Annotated in this window: 9 protein-coding genes and 1 pseudogene; 6 read left to right on the forward strand and 4 right to left on the reverse strand. The window is 64.5% G+C overall.

From position 1 onward, the window contains the following. Window positions 1-43 precede the first annotated feature (43 nt). The 4 genes and pseudogenes from IAI54_RS26965 to IAI54_RS26980 all read right to left on the reverse strand — a co-directional run. Window positions 44-2,635: a hypothetical protein gene (locus IAI54_RS26965; RefSeq protein WP_187970105.1), complete on the reverse strand. Its 2,592-nt coding sequence runs from the start codon at window positions 2,633-2,635 to the stop codon at window positions 44-46. Between the two features lie 62 nt (window positions 2,636-2,697). Then, window positions 2,698-3,468 carry a hypothetical protein gene (locus IAI54_RS26970; RefSeq protein WP_187970106.1) on the reverse strand — a complete coding sequence of 257 codons (771 nt, stop codon included), beginning with the start codon at window positions 3,466-3,468 and terminating at the stop codon, window positions 2,698-2,700. Next, on the reverse strand, window positions 3,465-5,234 hold the full coding sequence (locus IAI54_RS26975; protein ID WP_187970107.1) for a hypothetical protein: 1,770 nt from the start codon (window positions 5,232-5,234) through the stop codon (window positions 3,465-3,467). Before IAI54_RS26975 ends, IAI54_RS26970 begins: the two co-directional genes overlap by 4 nt. Before the next feature lie 354 nt (window positions 5,235-5,588). Continuing rightward, window positions 5,589-5,840 (reverse strand): annotated as a pseudogene (locus tag IAI54_RS26980) (hypothetical protein); the annotation flags it as partial. Window positions 5,841-6,001: 161 nt separating this feature from the next. Here IAI54_RS26980 and IAI54_RS26985 point away from each other — a divergent pair. The 6 genes from IAI54_RS26985 (at window position 6,002) to bglA (ending at window position 16,643) form a co-directional block, all read left to right on the forward strand. Beyond that, entirely contained in the window at window positions 6,002-8,470 is a 2,469-nt protein-coding gene (locus IAI54_RS26985) for a glycogen/starch/alpha-glucan phosphorylase (protein ID WP_187970108.1), read from the forward strand. A gap of 162 nt (window positions 8,471-8,632) precedes the next feature. Further along, window positions 8,633-9,892, forward strand: coding sequence for a glucose-1-phosphate adenylyltransferase (glgC, locus tag IAI54_RS26990; protein WP_187970109.1), 1,260 nt, complete (start codon window positions 8,633-8,635; stop codon window positions 9,890-9,892). Next, the gene (gene glgA, locus IAI54_RS26995; RefSeq protein WP_187970110.1) at window positions 9,889-11,325 is read left to right on the forward strand and encodes a glycogen synthase GlgA; all 1,437 of its coding nucleotides are present in this window, start codon (window positions 9,889-9,891) and stop codon (window positions 11,323-11,325) included. The genes glgC and glgA overlap by 4 nt, the downstream gene beginning before the upstream one ends. A 3-nt stretch (window positions 11,326-11,328) precedes the next feature. Beyond that, window positions 11,329-12,957 (forward strand): alpha-D-glucose phosphate-specific phosphoglucomutase, encoded by a 1,629-nt coding sequence (locus IAI54_RS27000; RefSeq protein WP_187970111.1) that lies wholly within the window; start codon window positions 11,329-11,331, stop codon window positions 12,955-12,957. 14 nt (window positions 12,958-12,971) lie between these two features. Next, window positions 12,972-14,996 carry a glycogen debranching protein GlgX gene (gene glgX / locus IAI54_RS27005; protein ID WP_235679183.1) on the forward strand — a complete coding sequence of 675 codons (2,025 nt, stop codon included), beginning with the start codon at window positions 12,972-12,974 and terminating at the stop codon, window positions 14,994-14,996. Next, window positions 14,997-16,643, forward strand: a complete 1,647-nt coding sequence (gene bglA / locus IAI54_RS27010) for a beta-galactosidase BglA (RefSeq protein ID WP_187970113.1) — start codon at window positions 14,997-14,999, stop codon at window positions 16,641-16,643. Window positions 16,644-17,675: the final 1,032 nt, after the last annotated feature.

The following is a 17,675-nucleotide window of genomic DNA, read 5'->3' on the forward strand; positions in this document are numbered from 1 at the left end:
ATCCTTGATAAATGAATTTCGATTTTGTACGGTTGGAAAAAATTTAATTGCGATATTCCCCGATAAGTATTCTTGTGAACTTTCGCAACTCACCGAATCGCCACTCGTCATAATGCGTCAATAGCGCTCTATAACGATCGAATATCTTATCGACGTCAGCCTCTTTTCTGAATACAGGGATCTTCCTGGCGCCTAAGATTAGGTCTCCCACAGCTGCGTAGAGCATCATCAAGGGAGAGCAGATTATGTTACCTTGTTCCGCGCTTATACCGTCACTGGCGAGAAAACCGTGAGCGCTAAACTTCGACAGAATATCAGTTTGATCAATGATCACGTCGACCGCGTCGGAAATGATTGCCCTATTGATCGGAATGCGAGCCTGTCCCTCGAATTCCCTGCGCTTGCGGAACTCAGAGATGACAAACACCTGAATGAGATTTGTCGCGATGCTCGTGCTTGTCCCGGCCGGGAGGTTGGCTAACTTGTCGCCTTTGATGGCACCGGACCTTTCGTCCGCGAGATGCATATCACGAAAGACCTTTAGGAGGGTCTCGATGCTTCCATACAGCTCGTCAACAAGATCATTACAAGGGTCATCGATAGAAAGCTTCTCAATTGCAAGTTTCCGAGCAGAGTAGTAGCGTCCCAGGGCTATCGCAACTACCTCAGAGTCGAAGCGAATGAATGGTACGCCAAGAGCCGTACCTTTGCTGCGATCTTCTCGTAGGCGCTCGCGGGCCTTTAACAACACTCTATGAGCCTCGTTGAACTGCGTGATAGTCTGTGCCCTAACGCGCTTGGACGATGCGAGCAGGAAATAGCCTTCGCGTCCACTCATATGGGATCTTGGCTCATCTATTCCCGTCTGCTTTACTCGTATTGGGTCGTTGAGCGCCCTAGCTCGTTCGATGATCCGCACTGCGCTTTCAGCGTGCTGTTCGGCAACGATCCAGCGATTTGCGCTTGCGAAGAGAGCGCCAAGCACAAGGTACTTCAGATAGCATTCCTGCCGAAAATCGTCGTCGATGGTGTCATCCTTATCGGGCTGATGGCAATCCAGCGAGATTTGATCGAAGCGAACGGCGAAGTCTTCCGCCGTCTGGAAGACACGTCTTGGCCGAGCTAGATCCTTGAATATCGCGTCCGTATTCACGAGGCTGTCGAACATCAACTCAGGCGGATTGCGGATGCCATTTTTGTGACGATCGAGCAAGGAGTTGGCGCCGATACCGGAGAATTCGACATTCGCCCGGTCACGAGCTCTAGCTGTCGTCTCAGTGACAAGGGAAAGCACTCGCTCTTTGGTGATATCGGGTTCTGCGGAAGAAATCTTAGCAACTATGATTTTCGAGATCGCGTCTAGTTTTAGCGTATCGAAAAGAAAATGCTTTTGCGTATTCGATGCTTGCTTAGTATATCGCTCCCAGCGTTCATACGCGTCACGAATTTCTACTTCACTAACACGCCGGACATAGGCGTGGCCCGGATCGATAGCGTTTTCCAAAAGTACTCGCTGAAAGTCGCTAGCGCTTTCGATCTCATCTTCAAACGCAAGAAGCCCCGAGAACAACTCTTTTGGCTTTGCGCTAGCGTCCTCGCCATTTTTCACGACATCGATGAAAGACCAAAGATGCCGGACATGACCGAACGCGAAACCACTGACCGTTTCGTCGCTGCCCGAGAGCGTTGCATCCCCTTCATGTGCCATGGCTAAAGCCAGTCCACGGTCACCGGTCAGGAGCACGACGCGCAAATCAACGTTTTCAGCCCGAAGGCGACGGTTTAGATAGGCTACCTCGGCGACTGCTGCAGCATCAATTTCGGAGCGCTCGAAACTAAGCCTGCTCTTTGCGCGACGGATAACAGGCAGAAGCGCTTGCCGCAGTTCCTCGATTTCCGCAGCATCCTCTCCCTCAACGACGGCTTTGCAGAGGCCCTCCCATTTGTCCGCAACTCTACGGCCAAATGTCTCAGGGTCGGGACGAAACTCCGTCAGCTTAAATAAGCCGTTGCCGATGCGCACGATATCGTGGAAAGAATCCCATTCTCGCACGGCCCCGTGGATTCGCGTGGCATTGCGAGATTCGATGATGCGAAGGATGTTTGCGACGATCGCTCCGGCGTTTCGGGCGTTAATCGCCCACTTGTCGTCAGAATTGAGATTGCTTCGTACCGCCTTTAATGTCGAAGCCAACTGGAAGTCCAGACGAGCATGGACAGTCCTCAACCCTACATCCCTATGAACTGCCGCGTCTCTCTTGACATTCTGATAGACTTTCATCGTTTCCGAAAAGTGCGCCTCAGTAAGCAACAGCGGTGCGCCCGAACTGAAAGCCTCCCGCATAGCTCTGCTCGCAAGCAGCCAAGCAACAGCTTCTGCCTGATTTCGTTCCCTATGAAGAATGTTGTTTGCCTCGTCGACATTGAAATCGACAATGATCTGTCGCGGCAACACCTGGCCATAGCCGTTGCCCAGTGTAATCGGATCGACTGGCCCGCTTCTCCAAGGCGCGCACCAGGTCCTGATAATGTCGGTGTCGAAGACGTAAATAATTTGGCGATTCTTGTTCGCCTCCACCCACTTTCTTTGAGCCTTAACTTTCTGAGTTTCATAGGCGACGAAGGCTGCGCTCATGATTAGCTGGCTGCAGAGTTCGCTTCGATCAGTAGGTCGGGAGCGGGAGGCAAAGTGCATGGTCAACTCCCAATCATCCGAATAAGTTCTTCTGAACCCCGAATTTGCCTCTCAAACTCCCGTACCTCTATTCGCTTCTTCTTTGTTTGGAGTCTGTCTTGCGGCGGTTTGGTAAAAAAGCTCAGCGCGTGCCACTCCATGATATCCTCAATCGGGGCAATGGAATAGAACTCTCCGCCGCCAAAAGTTGCGACTATAACGCCAATCATTGCGCCATTCTGTGCGAATACCATGGCGCCATTTCGGATGCCGACTTGCATCGACATGTCTGTCTTACTGCGACGCAACTTCAACAATGGATAGATGGATCGTCCATTTAGGGATACGTGGTTTATTTCATTAACAATAGCGCCAATCTCGGCGCCTTCAGGCAATCGGACGGGCCTGTCGATGTAATCACCGGGTGAAGCAATCCTTGCTTGGCCCTTCAGCCAGCGGCTGTCATCAGATTCGACATCCTTGGCCAGCGTGAAGAGGCAAGTCATCGCGCCGCCAGTGAACGCAGCCGGAGTTTCCGCATTGGCGTCCGCCTGGGCCAGCGACTGCCACCAGAATGGGTCTAGGATGCCGACTTCGCCTTGCTGGGGGCAGAAAACCGGTTGCGGGACAACACTCATACTTGACGTCCACTCATCTGTCGGTGCCGCGTTCGGAAGCACACGCAGCACAGTCAATCCTTTTTCGCTGCCCGCGGCGTCAAGGAAGACACCCGAAAGCCTTACAGGCATGGTGCTGTGCCTTGTGCGCACTTCGCTTTGAAGGTTGAGTTTCAAAAATTCTCCTCTTCTGGCAGTATCTCGCGTGTAACAACGATCGGCGCGCCGCAAAATATACCGTCAATACCACCAAGAAGACGCAACTTTTGCTGAATTGCGTCGGAACGCATCTCAGTCTTGATGGACCACTTTGCTGGCACTTGCTTCCTTGGAGGTATCAAGGTCACTTCGGTGGCGCCCAACTCTGCACGCGCAAAACCCTCAATGATCGGCTTGAACCGCTCGCGCGTGCCTTGGATCATTTGCGCTTGATTATGCCCATTTCGTGCCAACTCGAGCGGGTGAGGCATCGCATCAAAATAGACGTATTCGCCGCCGGAAAGCCCACTCAGTAGATCAATCAACTGACTTTCTAAATCCGTCTCATCCGACTTAGTCGCGGAACTATTTACTTTCAGGAAGACATCCACCGTATTAGCGGGCCGATGTTTCTTGGTGGATGGGAAGTTGCGGTTGGCACCATATCGGCAGATCGCGATCGTTTCTACAGTGGCGAGGCGGGTTGCGTCTTTGATTGCCCTCAATTCCTCATCAGTTTCGGTACGTGGTTTGCACTCGTATAAGATTCGGTCAGTCTCCAGCAGATATGCTGCAAGAAGCTTGTTGATCGGTGCCGATGTAGGCTCGAAAGGGGTGGTGATTTCTCCGATTAGTTTCGGTTTGAGCGCTGCTTCTGCTGCCGGCTTGAGCCGGCCCTCGAGGAAGTTACAGAGCCAAGGTTCGTCCTTCCTCAGGCGTCCAGCAAGACCACGGTAGAAAACTTCTTCCTGAGCGATATAGCGGCCTGCCGTCACCATGTCGGACTTCTTCACGATATGCCAGGAGGCCGCGCGAATACTCTCCTCATGCCGCTGGATCTCAATTTCCACGGCAGTGAATTCCAGCGACCTCGGGTCCACCGGCCCGCTCGCCATGTCTTCTTGCAACACAATGGCCGATTCATCGCGCAGCCCACCGATTAGGCCAAGCGGAATTTGCCATGCGTCGTTTGGCTCCCTTGCGCAACATCGAAGTATATCGATCAATGCGCCGTCACCGGTTCCGAATACACGCGCCTCCCGCTTGTGATGTCCTGTGTCAAGTGGATTTCGTTCTGGGGTCCAGTAGTCTTCTAATCCAGATCTTACACAATCCTCCTCTCCGAAACCAACAGATATTACAACGATCTGAAAATCTTCGCCGTGCTGGATGCCATCAACGTCGAACAAAACACGAACGGAATTTATCAATTCCGGTTCTTGCTCGGTGACGGATACGCAGCGATGGCGGCGTCGAAACCGATCCTTGGTCTTTTCAGTATATCCGTTGCGGACGCTTGTGCGCAATTGTTCCACCACATCCCGTGCCGTACCAGCACACCAATTAAGCAACGGTAGGGCGGTAAAGAGATCCATCGAGCCCAGCATCGGCCATCGGTTGTAATTTGGATGCACAAGACGATGCTCGGCGCTCGCGCCGGTATTGAGCATTCCATCAGAAGCATCATAGATAAATACGTTCTTCGCGCCGAAATGAATAAGCGACAGGAAAAATGTAACCCCCGAAACGCCGGCCCCGATAACTGCGATTTTAGCCGACTTAAGCCCGTCTTCGCCAAGCCGGTCACGTAGCGCTTTAGCTAGCAGCGTCGCACGCCTTTGTTGGAAATAAAAGCCGACCCTGTGGCCGCGTGGTGCAAGTGAAAAGACATTGCTGCAGCCACCTACCGTCGACGTGCGGCGAATGAGCTCAAGGATCTCGGGTGCAATCCGGTTGTCAGACATCCATCACTTTGCAGCATCGGCAATCGATGCGTGCTCCCCCAGTATTCTAACATCTCGCAGCATCCCACCTATTTATTCAGAAGCAAAGAAGCTGCGCTGGCAATCGGAACCAAAACGGAGTTCTCTCGCAGCGTCAAGTGGTCGTATGCGTCAAGTTCTGCAAATTTCGGGCGGTCATGGGTTCTGGTCATGCGGCTTTTCGGAGTTCGAGCTTCTTGTGTTCTCTGAGGTCGTCCATGTTGAGGTAGCGGTTGGTGAGGCGGTCCCCGAATTCCGGACAGTCCGCTAAGCTTGGTTTCGGCGAAGAGAGGACGGACCCGATGACGGGGAACAGGAAACTGCAATCTGCGGAGTTCAGGGCGAAGGTCGCACTTGAGCGTCTGACTCAAAAAAGGCGTTCGCGATATCAACTCTGGCGAACCGCCTCGTGAGGAGGCGGATGTGGGCGACGAGAAGCCATGCTTCGGCGGATGGGATGGATCTCTCCCGGTCCTTGGCGAGCCTGCGGCAGCGTCCGAGCCAGGCTAACGTTCGGTCCACGACCCGGCGCCGGGGCAGGAGTTCGAAACCCTTCGCGGCGTCGGAGCGCTTGACGATCTCGATGGTGATGCGGCCGAACCCCGCCAGATCGGAAGGCCCCCTTTTCCCCATCCCCTCCACAACATCATTTGCAATCCCCGCCGTTGCGACTAGCATGCTTGCGGGAGGAAGGCTGGAGACCTGGGCGGGTCGGCGTGAGGCGTCGTCCCGCAGGGGAAGGGACCGACATGGACCGGGCGACGACGAGCGAACTCCCGATTTTTGCGGCGCATGACGACGATCCGAAGGCGCTGGCGGACGAGATCCTGAAGTGTCTGACCTACCGGGTCGGCAAGGATGCGTCGGTGGCCACGCCCTATGACTGGCTGGCCGCGTCGATCAAGGTCGTGCGCGACCGCATCATCGAGCGCTGGATCGCCTCGACGAAGGAGGCCTACGCGCAGAAGCGCAAGCGGGTCTATTACCTGTCGATGGAGTTCCTCATCGGCCGGCTGATGCGCGACGCCTTCTCCAATCTCGGCCTGATGCAGCAGATGCGCGAGGCGCTGAAGCTGCTCGACGTCGAGATCGACGTGATCGCCGGGCTGGAGCCGGATGCCGCACTCGGCAATGGCGGCCTCGGGCGGCTCGCCGCCTGCTTCATGGAGAGCATGGCCTCCGTCGACCTGCCGGCGCACGGCTACGGCATCCGCTACGTGCACGGCCTGTTCCGGCAGGAGATCCAGGACGGCTGGCAGGTGGAACTGCCCGAGACCTGGCTCGACCACGGCAACCCCTGGGAATTCGAGCGCCGCGAGCGCTCCGTCGAGATCGGCTTCGGCGGCACGGTCGAATCGATCACGGCGAAGGACGGGCGGCTGGAACGGCATGTCTGGCGGCCGCAGGAACGCGTGCTGGCGGTGGCCTACGACACGCCCGTCGTCGGCTGGCGCGGCCGGCGGGTCAACACGCTGCGGCTGTGGTCGGCGATGGCCGTCGACCCGATCCTGCTCGCCGCCTTCAATGCCGGCGACCACATCGGCGCGCTGCGCGAGGCCAACCAGGCCGCCTCGCTGACGCGCGTGCTCTATCCGGCCGACAGCCACCAGGCCGGCCAGGAACTGCGCCTGCGGCAGGAATACTTCTTCACCGCCGCCTCGCTGCAGGACATCGTCCAGCGGCACCTGTCGCAGTATGGCGACCTGCTGACGCTGCCCGACAAGGCGGCGATCCATCTCAACGACACGCATCCGGCGGTGGCCATCGCCGAGCTGATGCGGCTCCTGATGGACGTGCACGGCATCGACTTCGACACCGCCTGGGGGCTGACCAAGCGGACCTTCGCCTACACAAACCACACGCTGCTGCCGGAGGCGCTGGAAAGCTGGCCGGTGCCGGTGTTCGAGCGGCTTTTGCCGCGCCACATGCAGATCGTCTACGCCATCAACGCGCAGGTGCTGCTCGAGGCGCGCAGCCGGCAGATCTTCGACCTCGAGCAGATTCGCCGCATCTCGCTGATCCACGAGGACGGCGACCGGCGCGTGCGCATGGGCAACCTCGCCTTCGTCGGCTCGCACTCGATCAACGGCGTGTCGGGCCTGCACACCGACCTGATGAAGCAGACGGTGTTCTCCGACCTCAACCGGCTCTATCCGGGCCGCATCAACAACAAGACCAACGGCATCACGCCGCGCCGCTGGCTGATGCAGTGCAATCCGGGGCTGACGGCGCTGGCGCGCGAGGCAATCGGCGACCGCTTCCTCGACGACACCGACGCGCTGAAGGAGCTGAACCGCTTCGCCGCCGACGCCGCCTTCCGCGACCGCTTCGCGGCGGTCAAGCGCGCCAACAAGCAGAAGCTCGCCGAGCTCGTCGCCGAGCGGCTCGGCCTGCGCATCGACCCGTCGGCGCTGTTCGACGTCCAGATCAAGCGCATCCACGAATACAAGCGCCAGCTGCTCAACATCGTCGAGGCGGTGGCGCTCTACGACCAGATCCGCTCGCATCCCGAGAAGGACTGGCTGCCGCGGGTGAAGTTCCTGGCCGGCAAGGCGGCGCCGAGCTATCACAACGCCAAGCTGATCATCAAGCTCGCCAACGACGTCGCCCGCGTGATCAACCGCGACCCGGCGGTGCGGGGGCTGCTGAAGATCGTCTTCGTGCCGAACTACAGCGTCTCGGTGGCCGAGATCATGGTGCCGGCCGCGGATCTCTCGGAGCAGATCTCGACCGCGGGCATGGAGGCCTCGGGCACCGGCAACATGAAGTTCGCGCTGAACGGCGCGATCACCATCGGCACGCTCGACGGCGCCAATGTCGAGATCAGCGAATGCGTCGGCGACGACAACATCGTCATCTTCGGGCTGAAGGCGCACGAGGTGGAGGAGACGCGCCGCAAGGGCTACGTGCCGCGGGCGATCATCGAAAGCTCGCCCGAACTCGGCCAGGCGCTGCACGCGATCTCGTCGGGCGTCTTCTCGCCCGACGATCCGGGCCGCTACCGGGCCCTCGTCGATGCTCTGTACCAGACCGACTGGTTCATGGTGGCGGCCGACTTCGATTCCTATTCGGAGGCGCAGCGCCGGGTGGACGAGATCTGGCGCAACGCGCCGGACTGGTACGCCAAGGCGATCCGCAACACGGCCAACGTCGGCTGGTTCTCCTCCGACCGGACGATCCGGGAATATGACCGCGACATCTGGCATGCCGGCCTCTGAGCCGGTTCGCCATCGTCATTTCGGGCGGAACGTTCGCCCCGCCGCAGCCGTTGCGCCGTCCGTCGCCGACCGGCGGGGCATGGCGCAGGGCCGTGCGTTCCTGCTACTGGTCTCGACGAGCATGCACGCCGCGCGCGACGCGGCGGGGAGAGGGGAGGAACCATGGCAGAAAAACGGATCCAGCCGCTGGCGCGTGACGCGATGGCCTATGTGCTGGCGGGCGGCCGCGGCAGCCGACTGAAGGAACTGACCGACACCCGCGCCAAGCCCGCCGTCTATTTCGGCGGCAAGACCCGCATCATCGACTTCGCGCTGTCGAACGCGCTCAATTCCGGCATCCGCCGCATCGGCGTCGCCACCCAGTACAAGGCGCATTCGCTGATCCGCCACCTGCAGCGCGGCTGGAACTTCTTCCGCCCGGAGCGCAACGAGAGCTTCGACATCCTGCCGGCCAGCCAGCGCGTCTCGGAGACGCAATGGTACGAGGGAACGGCCGACGCCGTGTTCCAGAACGCCGACATCATCGAGGACTACAATCCCGAATTCATGGTGATCCTGGCAGGCGACCACATCTACAAGATGGACTACGAGCCGATGCTGCGCGAGCACGTGGAATCCGGCGCGGACGTGACGATCGGCTGCCTCGAGGTGCCGCGCATGGAGGCGACCGGCTTCGGCGTGATGCATGTCGACGAGAACGACATGGTCGTCTCCTTCATCGAGAAGCCCGCCGATCCGCCCGGCATTCCGGACAAGCCCGATTTCGCGCTGGCCTCGATGGGCATCTACGTCTTCCGCACCAAGTTCCTGATGGAGGAACTGCGCCGCGACGCCGCGACCCCGGGTTCCAGCCGCGACTTCGGCAAGGACCTGATCCCGCACATCGTCCGGCACGGCAAGGCGCTGGCGCACCGCTTCTCCAAGTCCTGCGTCCGCTCGACCTTCGAAGGCGAGGCCTACTGGCGCGACGTCGGCACGATCGACGCCTACTGGGAGGCCAACATCGACCTGACCGCGATCACGCCGCAGCTCGACATCTACGACCGCGACTGGCCGATCTGGACCTATGCCGAGATCAAGCCGCCGGCGAAGTTCGTCCATGACGAGGAGGGCCGGCGCGGCTCGGCGGTGTCGTCGCTGGTGGCGGGCGACTGCATCATCTCGGGGGCGGCGCTGCGCAAGTCTCTGATCTTCACCGGGGCGCGGGTGAACTCCTTCTCGATGCTCGACGAGGCGGTGGTGCTGCCCGATTGCTATGTCGGCCGCAATGCGCGCCTGACCCGCGTGGTGATCGACCGCGGCGTGCGCATTCCCGAAGGCCTGGTCGTCGGCGAGGACCCGGACGAGGACGCGCGGCGCTTCCGCCGGACCGAGTCCGGCATCTGCCTGGTGACGCAGTCGATGATCGACAGGCTGAAATGAAGGTTCTCTCCGTCGCCTCCGAGATCTATCCGATCGTCAAGACCGGCGGGCTGGCGGACGTGACGGGCGCGCTGCCCGCGGCGCTCGCCGCGCACGGCATGGCCGTGCGCACGCTGGTGCCGGGCTACCGGGCGGTGATGGCGGCGCTCGGCGGCAGCCGCAGGGTGGTCCGGTCCTATCCGGAGTTCCACGGCGGCCCGGCCGCGATCCTGGCGGCGGAGGCGGCCGGGCTCGACCTCTTCGTGCTCGACGCGCCGCATCTCTTCGACCGGCCGGGCGCGCCCTATGGCGACGGCGCCGATTTCGACGACAACTGGCGCCGCTTCGCCGCCCTCGGCAAGGCCGGCGCCGAGATCGCCGAGCATGGCGGCGACGGCTTCCTGCCGGACGTCGTGCAGGCGCATGACTGGCAGGCGGCGATGACGATCGCCTACATGCGCTACGGCAACGCCCGTTCGGTGCCGTCGGTGATGACCGTGCACAACCTCGCCTTCCAGGGCCAGTTCGCAGCCGCGATCTTCCCGCAGCTCGGCCTGCCCGATGCGGCGATGGGGATCGACGGGGTGGAGTATTACGGCGGCGTCGGCTTCCTGAAGGCCGGGCTCCAGTCGGCCAGCGCCATCACCACGGTGAGCCCGACCTATGCGCAGGAGATCCGCACGCCGGAATTCGGCATGGGTCTCGACGGCCTCATCAACGCCCGCGCCGGCGACCTGCACGGCATCGTCAACGGCATCGACGTCGACGTCTGGGACCCGCAGTCGGACGCGCTGCTGGCGGCCACGTACGGGCCGCGCGCCCTCCAGAAGCGCCGGCCGAACCGGCAGGCGGTCGAGGAGCGCTTCGGGCTCGACCGCGACGACGCGCCGATCCTGGCGGTCATCAGCCGCCTGACCTGGCAGAAGGGCATGGACCTTCTGGCCGACGCGCTCGACCGGATCGTTGCCGAAGGGGCGAAGGTGGCGGTGCTGGGGGCGGGCGACCATGCGCTGGAAGGCGCGCTGCTGTCGGGCGCCGCGCGCCACCACGGCCGGGTCGGCGTGGTCATCGGCTACAGCGAGCCGCTGTCGCACCTGATGCAGGCCGGCTGCGACGCCATCCTGGTGCCCTCGCGCTTCGAGCCCTGCGGGCTGACCCAGCTCTACGGCCTGCGCTACGGCTGCGTGCCGATCGTGGCGCGGACAGGCGGGCTCGCCGACACGATCGTCGACGCCAACGAGGCGGCCCTTTCGGCGGGCGTCGCCACCGGCTTCCAGTTCGCGCCGCCGACGGCCGACGCCCTGCTCGAGGCGATCCGGCGCGCGATGCGCTGCCACCGCGAGCCCTCGGTCTGGGCGACGATCCAGCGCCAGGGCATGAAGGCCGACGTCTCGTGGAACCGCAGCGCGGCCCGCTATGCCCAATTGTACGATACCCTCGCCTCGGATGTCTGAACGATGATCAGGACGGTTGCCACCACGCCTTACGACGACCAGAAGCCGGGCACTTCGGGCCTGCGCAAGAAGGTGCCGGTCTTCCAGCAGAAGAACTATGCCGAGAACTTCATCCAGTCGGTCTTCGACAGCCTGGAGGGGTTTGCCGGCAAGACGCTCGTCATCGGCGGCGACGGCCGCTACTACAACCGCGAGGTCATCCAGACCGCGCTGCGCATGGCCGCCGCCAACGGCTTCGGCCGGGCGATCGTCGGGCAGGGCGGCCTCCTGTCGACGCCGGCGGCCTCGAACGTCATCCGCAGGCACGGCGCCTTCGGCGGGCTGGTGCTGTCGGCGAGCCACAATCCCGGCGGCCCGACCGAGGATTTCGGCATCAAGTACAATGTCGGCAATGGCGGCCCGGCGCCCGAGCGCATCACCGAGGCGGTGTTTGCGCGGTCCAAGGTGATCGACCGCTATCTGACCCTCGACGCGCCCGACCTCGACCTCGACCGGACCGGGACCTTCGACCTCGGCGGCATGGCCGTGGAGGTGATCGATCCCGTGGCCGACTATGCCGCGCTGATGGAGACGCTGTTCGACTTCGACGCCATCCGGGCGATGTTTGCGGGCGGCTTCCGCATGGCCTTCGACGCCATGCATGCGGTGACCGGACCCTACGCGACCGAGATCCTGGAGAGGCGGCTGGGGGCGGCGCCGGGGACGGTGCGCAACGGCGTGCCGCTGCCCGATTTCGGCGGCCATCACCCGGACCCGAACCTCGTCCACGCGAAGGAGCTCCACGACCTGATGATGGGACCCGACGCGCCCGATTTCGGCGCGGCCTCGGACGGCGACGGCGACCGCAACCTGATCATCGGCCGCGGCATCTTCGTCACCCCGTCGGATTCGCTCGCCATGCTCGCCGCCAACGCGCATCTGGCGCCGGGCTATGCGGCCGGGCTGAAGGGCATCGCGCGCTCGATGCCGACGAGTGCGGCCGCCGACCGGGTGGCCGAGAAGCTCGGCATCGGCCTCTACGAGACGCCGACCGGCTGGAAGTTCTTCGGCAACCTGCTCGATGCCGGCATGGCGACCATCTGCGGCGAGGAGAGTGCGGGCACCGGCTCCGACCACGTGCGCGAGAAGGACGGGCTGTGGGCGGTGCTGCTGTGGCTCAACATCCTGGCGGTGCGCAAGGAGAGCGCGAAGGAGATCGCGCGCAGGCACTGGGCCGAGTATGGCCGCAACTATTATGCACGCCACGACTACGAGGCGGTGGAGACGGAGCGGGCGAACGCGCTGATGGCGGAACTGCGCGGCAGGCTGGCGAGCCTGCCGGGGACGGCGGTGCAGGGCCTCACCGTCGCCTTCGCCGACGACTTTTCCTACACCGATCCGGTCGACGGGTCGGTGTCGAGGAACCAGGGCATCCGCATCGGCTTCGAGGGCGGCTCGCGCATCGTCTTCCGCCTGTCGGGGACGGGCACCGAGGGCGCGACGATCCGCGTCTATCTCGAGCGCTACGAGGACGATCCGGCGCGGCTTGCGCAGGAGACGCCCGACGCGCTGGCCGACCTGATCCTTGCCGCCGACGCGATCGCCGGCATCGGCCGCCACACCGGGCGGGCGGCGCCCGACGTCGTCACCTGACCATGGCGGATGCCATGACCGCCGAGTCCTGCGGAGCCGCGGTCGTGGCCGGCGGCGCGCGGTTCCGCGTCTGGTCGGGCTCGGCCGAGAAGGTCTGGCTCTGCCTGTTCGACGAGAGGGGCGAGGCCGAGGTCGCGCGGGTGGAGATGGAGCCGGCTGGCCACGGCCTTCGCGAGGCCTTCGTGGCGGACGCCGCGCCCGGCCTGCGCTACGGCTTCCGGACCGACGGCCGCTTCGACCCCGACAACGGCTTCTGGCACGATCCCGACAAGCTGCTGATGGACCCCCATGCGCTGGAGATCGACCGGCCCTACCGCTACGCGGCGGAACTCGGCGCCCGGCGGGGCGAGGGCGGCGATACCGCCCGGCTGATGCCGAAGGCCGTGCTGGCGGGGCCGCTGCCGGCCGTGGCGGCGAAGGCGCCCGTCTTCCAGCCCGGCGGCTTCGTCTACGAAATCAACGTGCGCGGCTTCACCATGAAGCATCCGGACGTGCCTGTGCCGCTGCGAGGCACCGTCGCGGCGCTGGCGCATCCGGCCGTGCTCGACCACCTGACGACGCTCGGCGTCGATGCGGTCGAACTGATGCCGGTGACGGCCTGGATCGACGAGCGGCATCTGGCACCGCTCGGCCTGAAGAACGTCTGGGGCTACAATCCGGTCACCTTCATGGCGCTCGACCCGCGGCTCTGCCCCGGCGGCGTGGCCGAACTGCGCGACACGGTGGCGGCGCTGCGAAGGGCCGGCATCGGCGTGATCCTCGACCTCGTCTTCAACCACACCGGCGAGAGCGACGTCTACGGCCCGACGCTGGCGTTGCGCGGCTTCGACAACCTCGCCTATTACCGGCATCTGCCGGGCGACCCGGTGGTGCTGGCCAACGACACCGGCTGCGGCAACACCGTTGCCACGCAGCATCCCGAAGCGCACCGGATGATCCTCGACACGCTCCGGCACTTCGTCACGCGCTGCGGCGTCGACGGCTTCCGCTTCGACCTCGCGCCGGTGCTCGGCCGCGACCATCGCGGCTTCGATCCGGCCGCGCGCATCTTCGGCGAGATCGCCGCCGACCCGGTGCTGGGCGACCGGGTGCTGATCGCCGAGCCCTGGGACATCGGTCCCGGCGGCTACCAGCTCGGCGGCTTTCCGCCGCCGTTCCTCGAATGGAACGACGTCTACCGCGACGACGTCCGCCGCTTCTGGCGCGGCGATGCCGGGCGCGTGCCGTCGCTGGCGACGCGGCTCGCCGGTTCCTCCGACGTCTTTTCCCGCAACGGCGCGACGGGGACGCGCAGCGTCAACTTCATCGCCGCGCATGACGGCATGAGCCTCGCCGACATCGTCGCCTACGAGCGGAAGCACAACGAGGCGAACGGCGAGGGCAATCGCGACGGCCACGACGAGAACCTGTCGTGGAACAACGGGGTGGAAGGCGAGACGGACGAGCCGACCATCCGCAACGCCCGCGCGCGCAACCTGCGGGCGCTCCTGTCGACGCTGTTCCTGTCGCGCGGGACGATCATGCTGACGGCGGGCGACGAGTTCGGCCGCACGCAGCACGGCAACAACAATGCCTATGCGCAGGACAACGGCCTCGCCTGGCTGGACTGGGAGAACCGCCACACCGACCTGCAGGCGCATGCCGGCGCGCTGGCGGCACTGCGCCGCACCGTGACGGTCCTGCGCGACGCCGGCTTCCTGACCGGGCGCCCGGCGGCGGACGGCGCGCCGCCGGACGTCGAATGGCTCTCCGCCGCGGGCCGGCCGCTCGACGAGGCCGGCTGGAACGACGCGGCCAACCGGCGCCTCGCCATGGTTCTGGCGGGCGGCGAAGGCGGGCCCCGGCGGGTGGCGCTTCTGGTCAATGGCGATCATGACGCGGCCGTCTTCACCCTGCCCACCGCCCCGGGCTGCGCCTGGAGCCTCATCGGCTCCGCGCAGGACGCCGAATTGCGGCCGCAGGAGCATGCGATCGCGCTTGCGGGTCGCGCCGCAGCCGTGCTTTGCGAAATCGAGACGTCACGACCGACGGGGGACTGAATGGCTGAGACTGTCGAGCGGGCGCCGGCCGGCGCCGACTGGTGGCGCGGCTGCGCCATCTACCAGATCTATCCGCGCTCCTTCCAGGACACGGGCGGGGACGGGGTGGGCGACCTGCCGGGCGCGACCGCGCGGCTGCCCCATGTGGCGAGCCTCGGCGTCGACGCCATCTGGCTGTCGCCCTTCTTCATGTCGCCGATGGCCGACATGGGCTACGACGTCTCGGACTATTGCGCGGTCGACCCGCTGTTCGGCACGCTTGCCGATTTCGACGCGCTGGTCGCCGAGGCGCACCGGCTGGGGCTGAAGGTGATCATCGACCAGGTGCTGTCGCATTGCTCCGACCAGCATGCCTGGTTCCGGGAGAGCCGGTCGAGCCGCGACAATCCGAAGGCGGACTGGTTCGTCTGGGCCGATCCGAAGTCGGACGGCACCCCGCCCAACAACTGGCTGTCGGTCTTCGGCGGGCCGGCCTGGGAGTGGGATTCGACACGCCGGCAGTACTACCTGCACAATTTCCTCGCCTCGCAGCCGGACCTGAACTTCCACAATCCCGACGTCCGCGCCGCTTTGCTCGACACCGTCCGCTTCTGGCTCGACCGCGGCGTCGACGGCTTCCGGCTCGACACGGTGAACTATTATTTCCACGACGCCGCGCTGCGGCCCAACCCGCCGAAGGCGCCGGGCGGGGCGGGCGACGTGCCCGACACCAATCCCTACGGTTACCAGCAGCACATCCACGACAAGAACCAGCCGGAGAATCTCGGCTTCCTGCGCGAATTCCGCGCGCTGCTCGACCGCTACGACGGCCGCGCGGCGGTGGGCGAGGTGGGCGACGGCGCGGGCGCCCTGAAGATCGTGGCCGCCTATACCGGCGGCGGCGACAAGCTGCACATGTGCTACACCTTCGACCTGCTCGCGCCCGCCTTCTCGGCCGCGCATGTGGCGCAGTGCATCTCCGAGTTCGAGACCGCGGTGGTCGACGGCTGGGTGTGCTGGGCCTTCTCCAACCACGACGTCCAGCGCCACGCCACCCGCTGGGCGGGCGAGGGCCGGACGCCGGACGCGGTCGCCCGCTTCTCGATCGGCCTGATCGCCTGCCTGCGCGGCTCGATCTGCCTCTACCAGGGCGAGGAACTCGGCCTGCCGGAGGCCGACATCGCCTTCGAGGACCTGCGCGACCCCTACGGCATCCGCTTCTGGCCGGCCTTCAAGGGCCGCGACGGCTGCCGCACGCCGATGGTCTGGGAGAGTGCCACCCCGCATGGCGGCTTCTCGCAGGCGCGGCCCTGGCTGCCCGTGCCGGCCGCCCACCGGGCGCGCGCGGTGGACGTGCAGGCGGCCGACGCCGGCTCGGTGCTTTCGCGCTACCGCGAGGTGCTCGCCTTCCGCAAGGCGCACCCGGCGTTGACGGGCGGAGACATCGAGATCGTCGAGCAGACCGACGACGTGCTGGCCTTCCTGCGCGAGGCCGACGGCGCGCGGCTGCTCTGCGTCTTCAACTTCTCGGCCGAACCGGTCGCCTGGACGCTGCCGGCCAATCTCGGACCGGTGGAAGCGCTGGCCTTCCCCGGCTCGCGCGCGGTGCTCGACGGCGACACGCTGGCACTCGAAGGCCTCGACGGCTTCTGCGGCCGCGTGGTGTGACGCTGCGCGCCTGGGCCGGGTCCGCGTTTCCTGCGCCGGTGCCCCCCCTCCGCCTCGCTTCGCTCGGCACCTCCTCCCACTTCGCGGGGTAGGAGGACGGGCGTTGCGGGTGGCCCCTCGTCCTCCACCCCACGCAGTGGGGGCGGAGGTGGCGTCGCGAAGCGACGACGGAGGGGGGGTGCGACGCTGGAGGATATGGCGACGGCCGTGACGACGGCCACGACCGTGGCGCGGCGGCAACGACGGGCGGCAGTGCCTCGTCGTGTACCGGATCGCGGGGATGGACGGCGAGGCATGGATCCCGGATACGCCGTCCTGCGCTGCGCTCGGACGCCGTTCCGGGATGACGAACGGGGAGGGGCCAGGTCGGCCGAGGCAGCCCTGTGCGGTTGCCAGATTGGTCCGGCGTGGTCCCCCCCTCCGCCTCGCTTCGCTCGGCACCTCCCCCCCACTGCGTGGGGTTGGAGGATGGGCGTTGCGGGTGGCTCCTCGTCCTCCACCCCACGCAGTGGGGGCGGAGGTGGCGTCGCGAAGAGACGACGGAGGGGGGGCGCGACGCTGGTGGATACGGCGGCGACCGTGACGACGACCACGACCGTGGAGCGGCGGCAACGACGGGCGGCACGTGCCTCGTCGTGTACCGGATCGCGGGGATGGACGGCGAGGCATGGATCCCGGATACGCCGTCCTTCGCTCCGCTCGGACGCCGTTCCGGGATGACGAAGGTGAGGGATGGCGCGGCGGCGGTCGCGGACCCGCCGGCTGCCGATGGGCACGAGGGTGGCGGGCTCCGCCATGCCGGTCGTCGACCGTCCCGGACGGCCCGGGCCTCGCCTGCGCCGGGTTCGCGTTTCGCGCGGCGGGGTCCCCCCCTCCGCCTCGCTTCGCTCGGCACCTCCCACCACTGCGTGGGGCTGGAGGATGGGCGTTGCGGGTGGCCCCTCGTCCTCCACCCCACGAAGTGGGGGCGGAGGTGGCGTCGCGAAGCGACGACGGAGGGGGGGGCTGCGGTGACGGGGCAGACTGGGGCGA

The sequence above is a fragment of the Aquibium microcysteis genome (genome assembly GCF_014495845.1).
In the GTDB taxonomy this organism is placed as follows: domain Bacteria; phylum Pseudomonadota; class Alphaproteobacteria; order Rhizobiales; family Rhizobiaceae; genus Aquibium; species Aquibium microcysteis.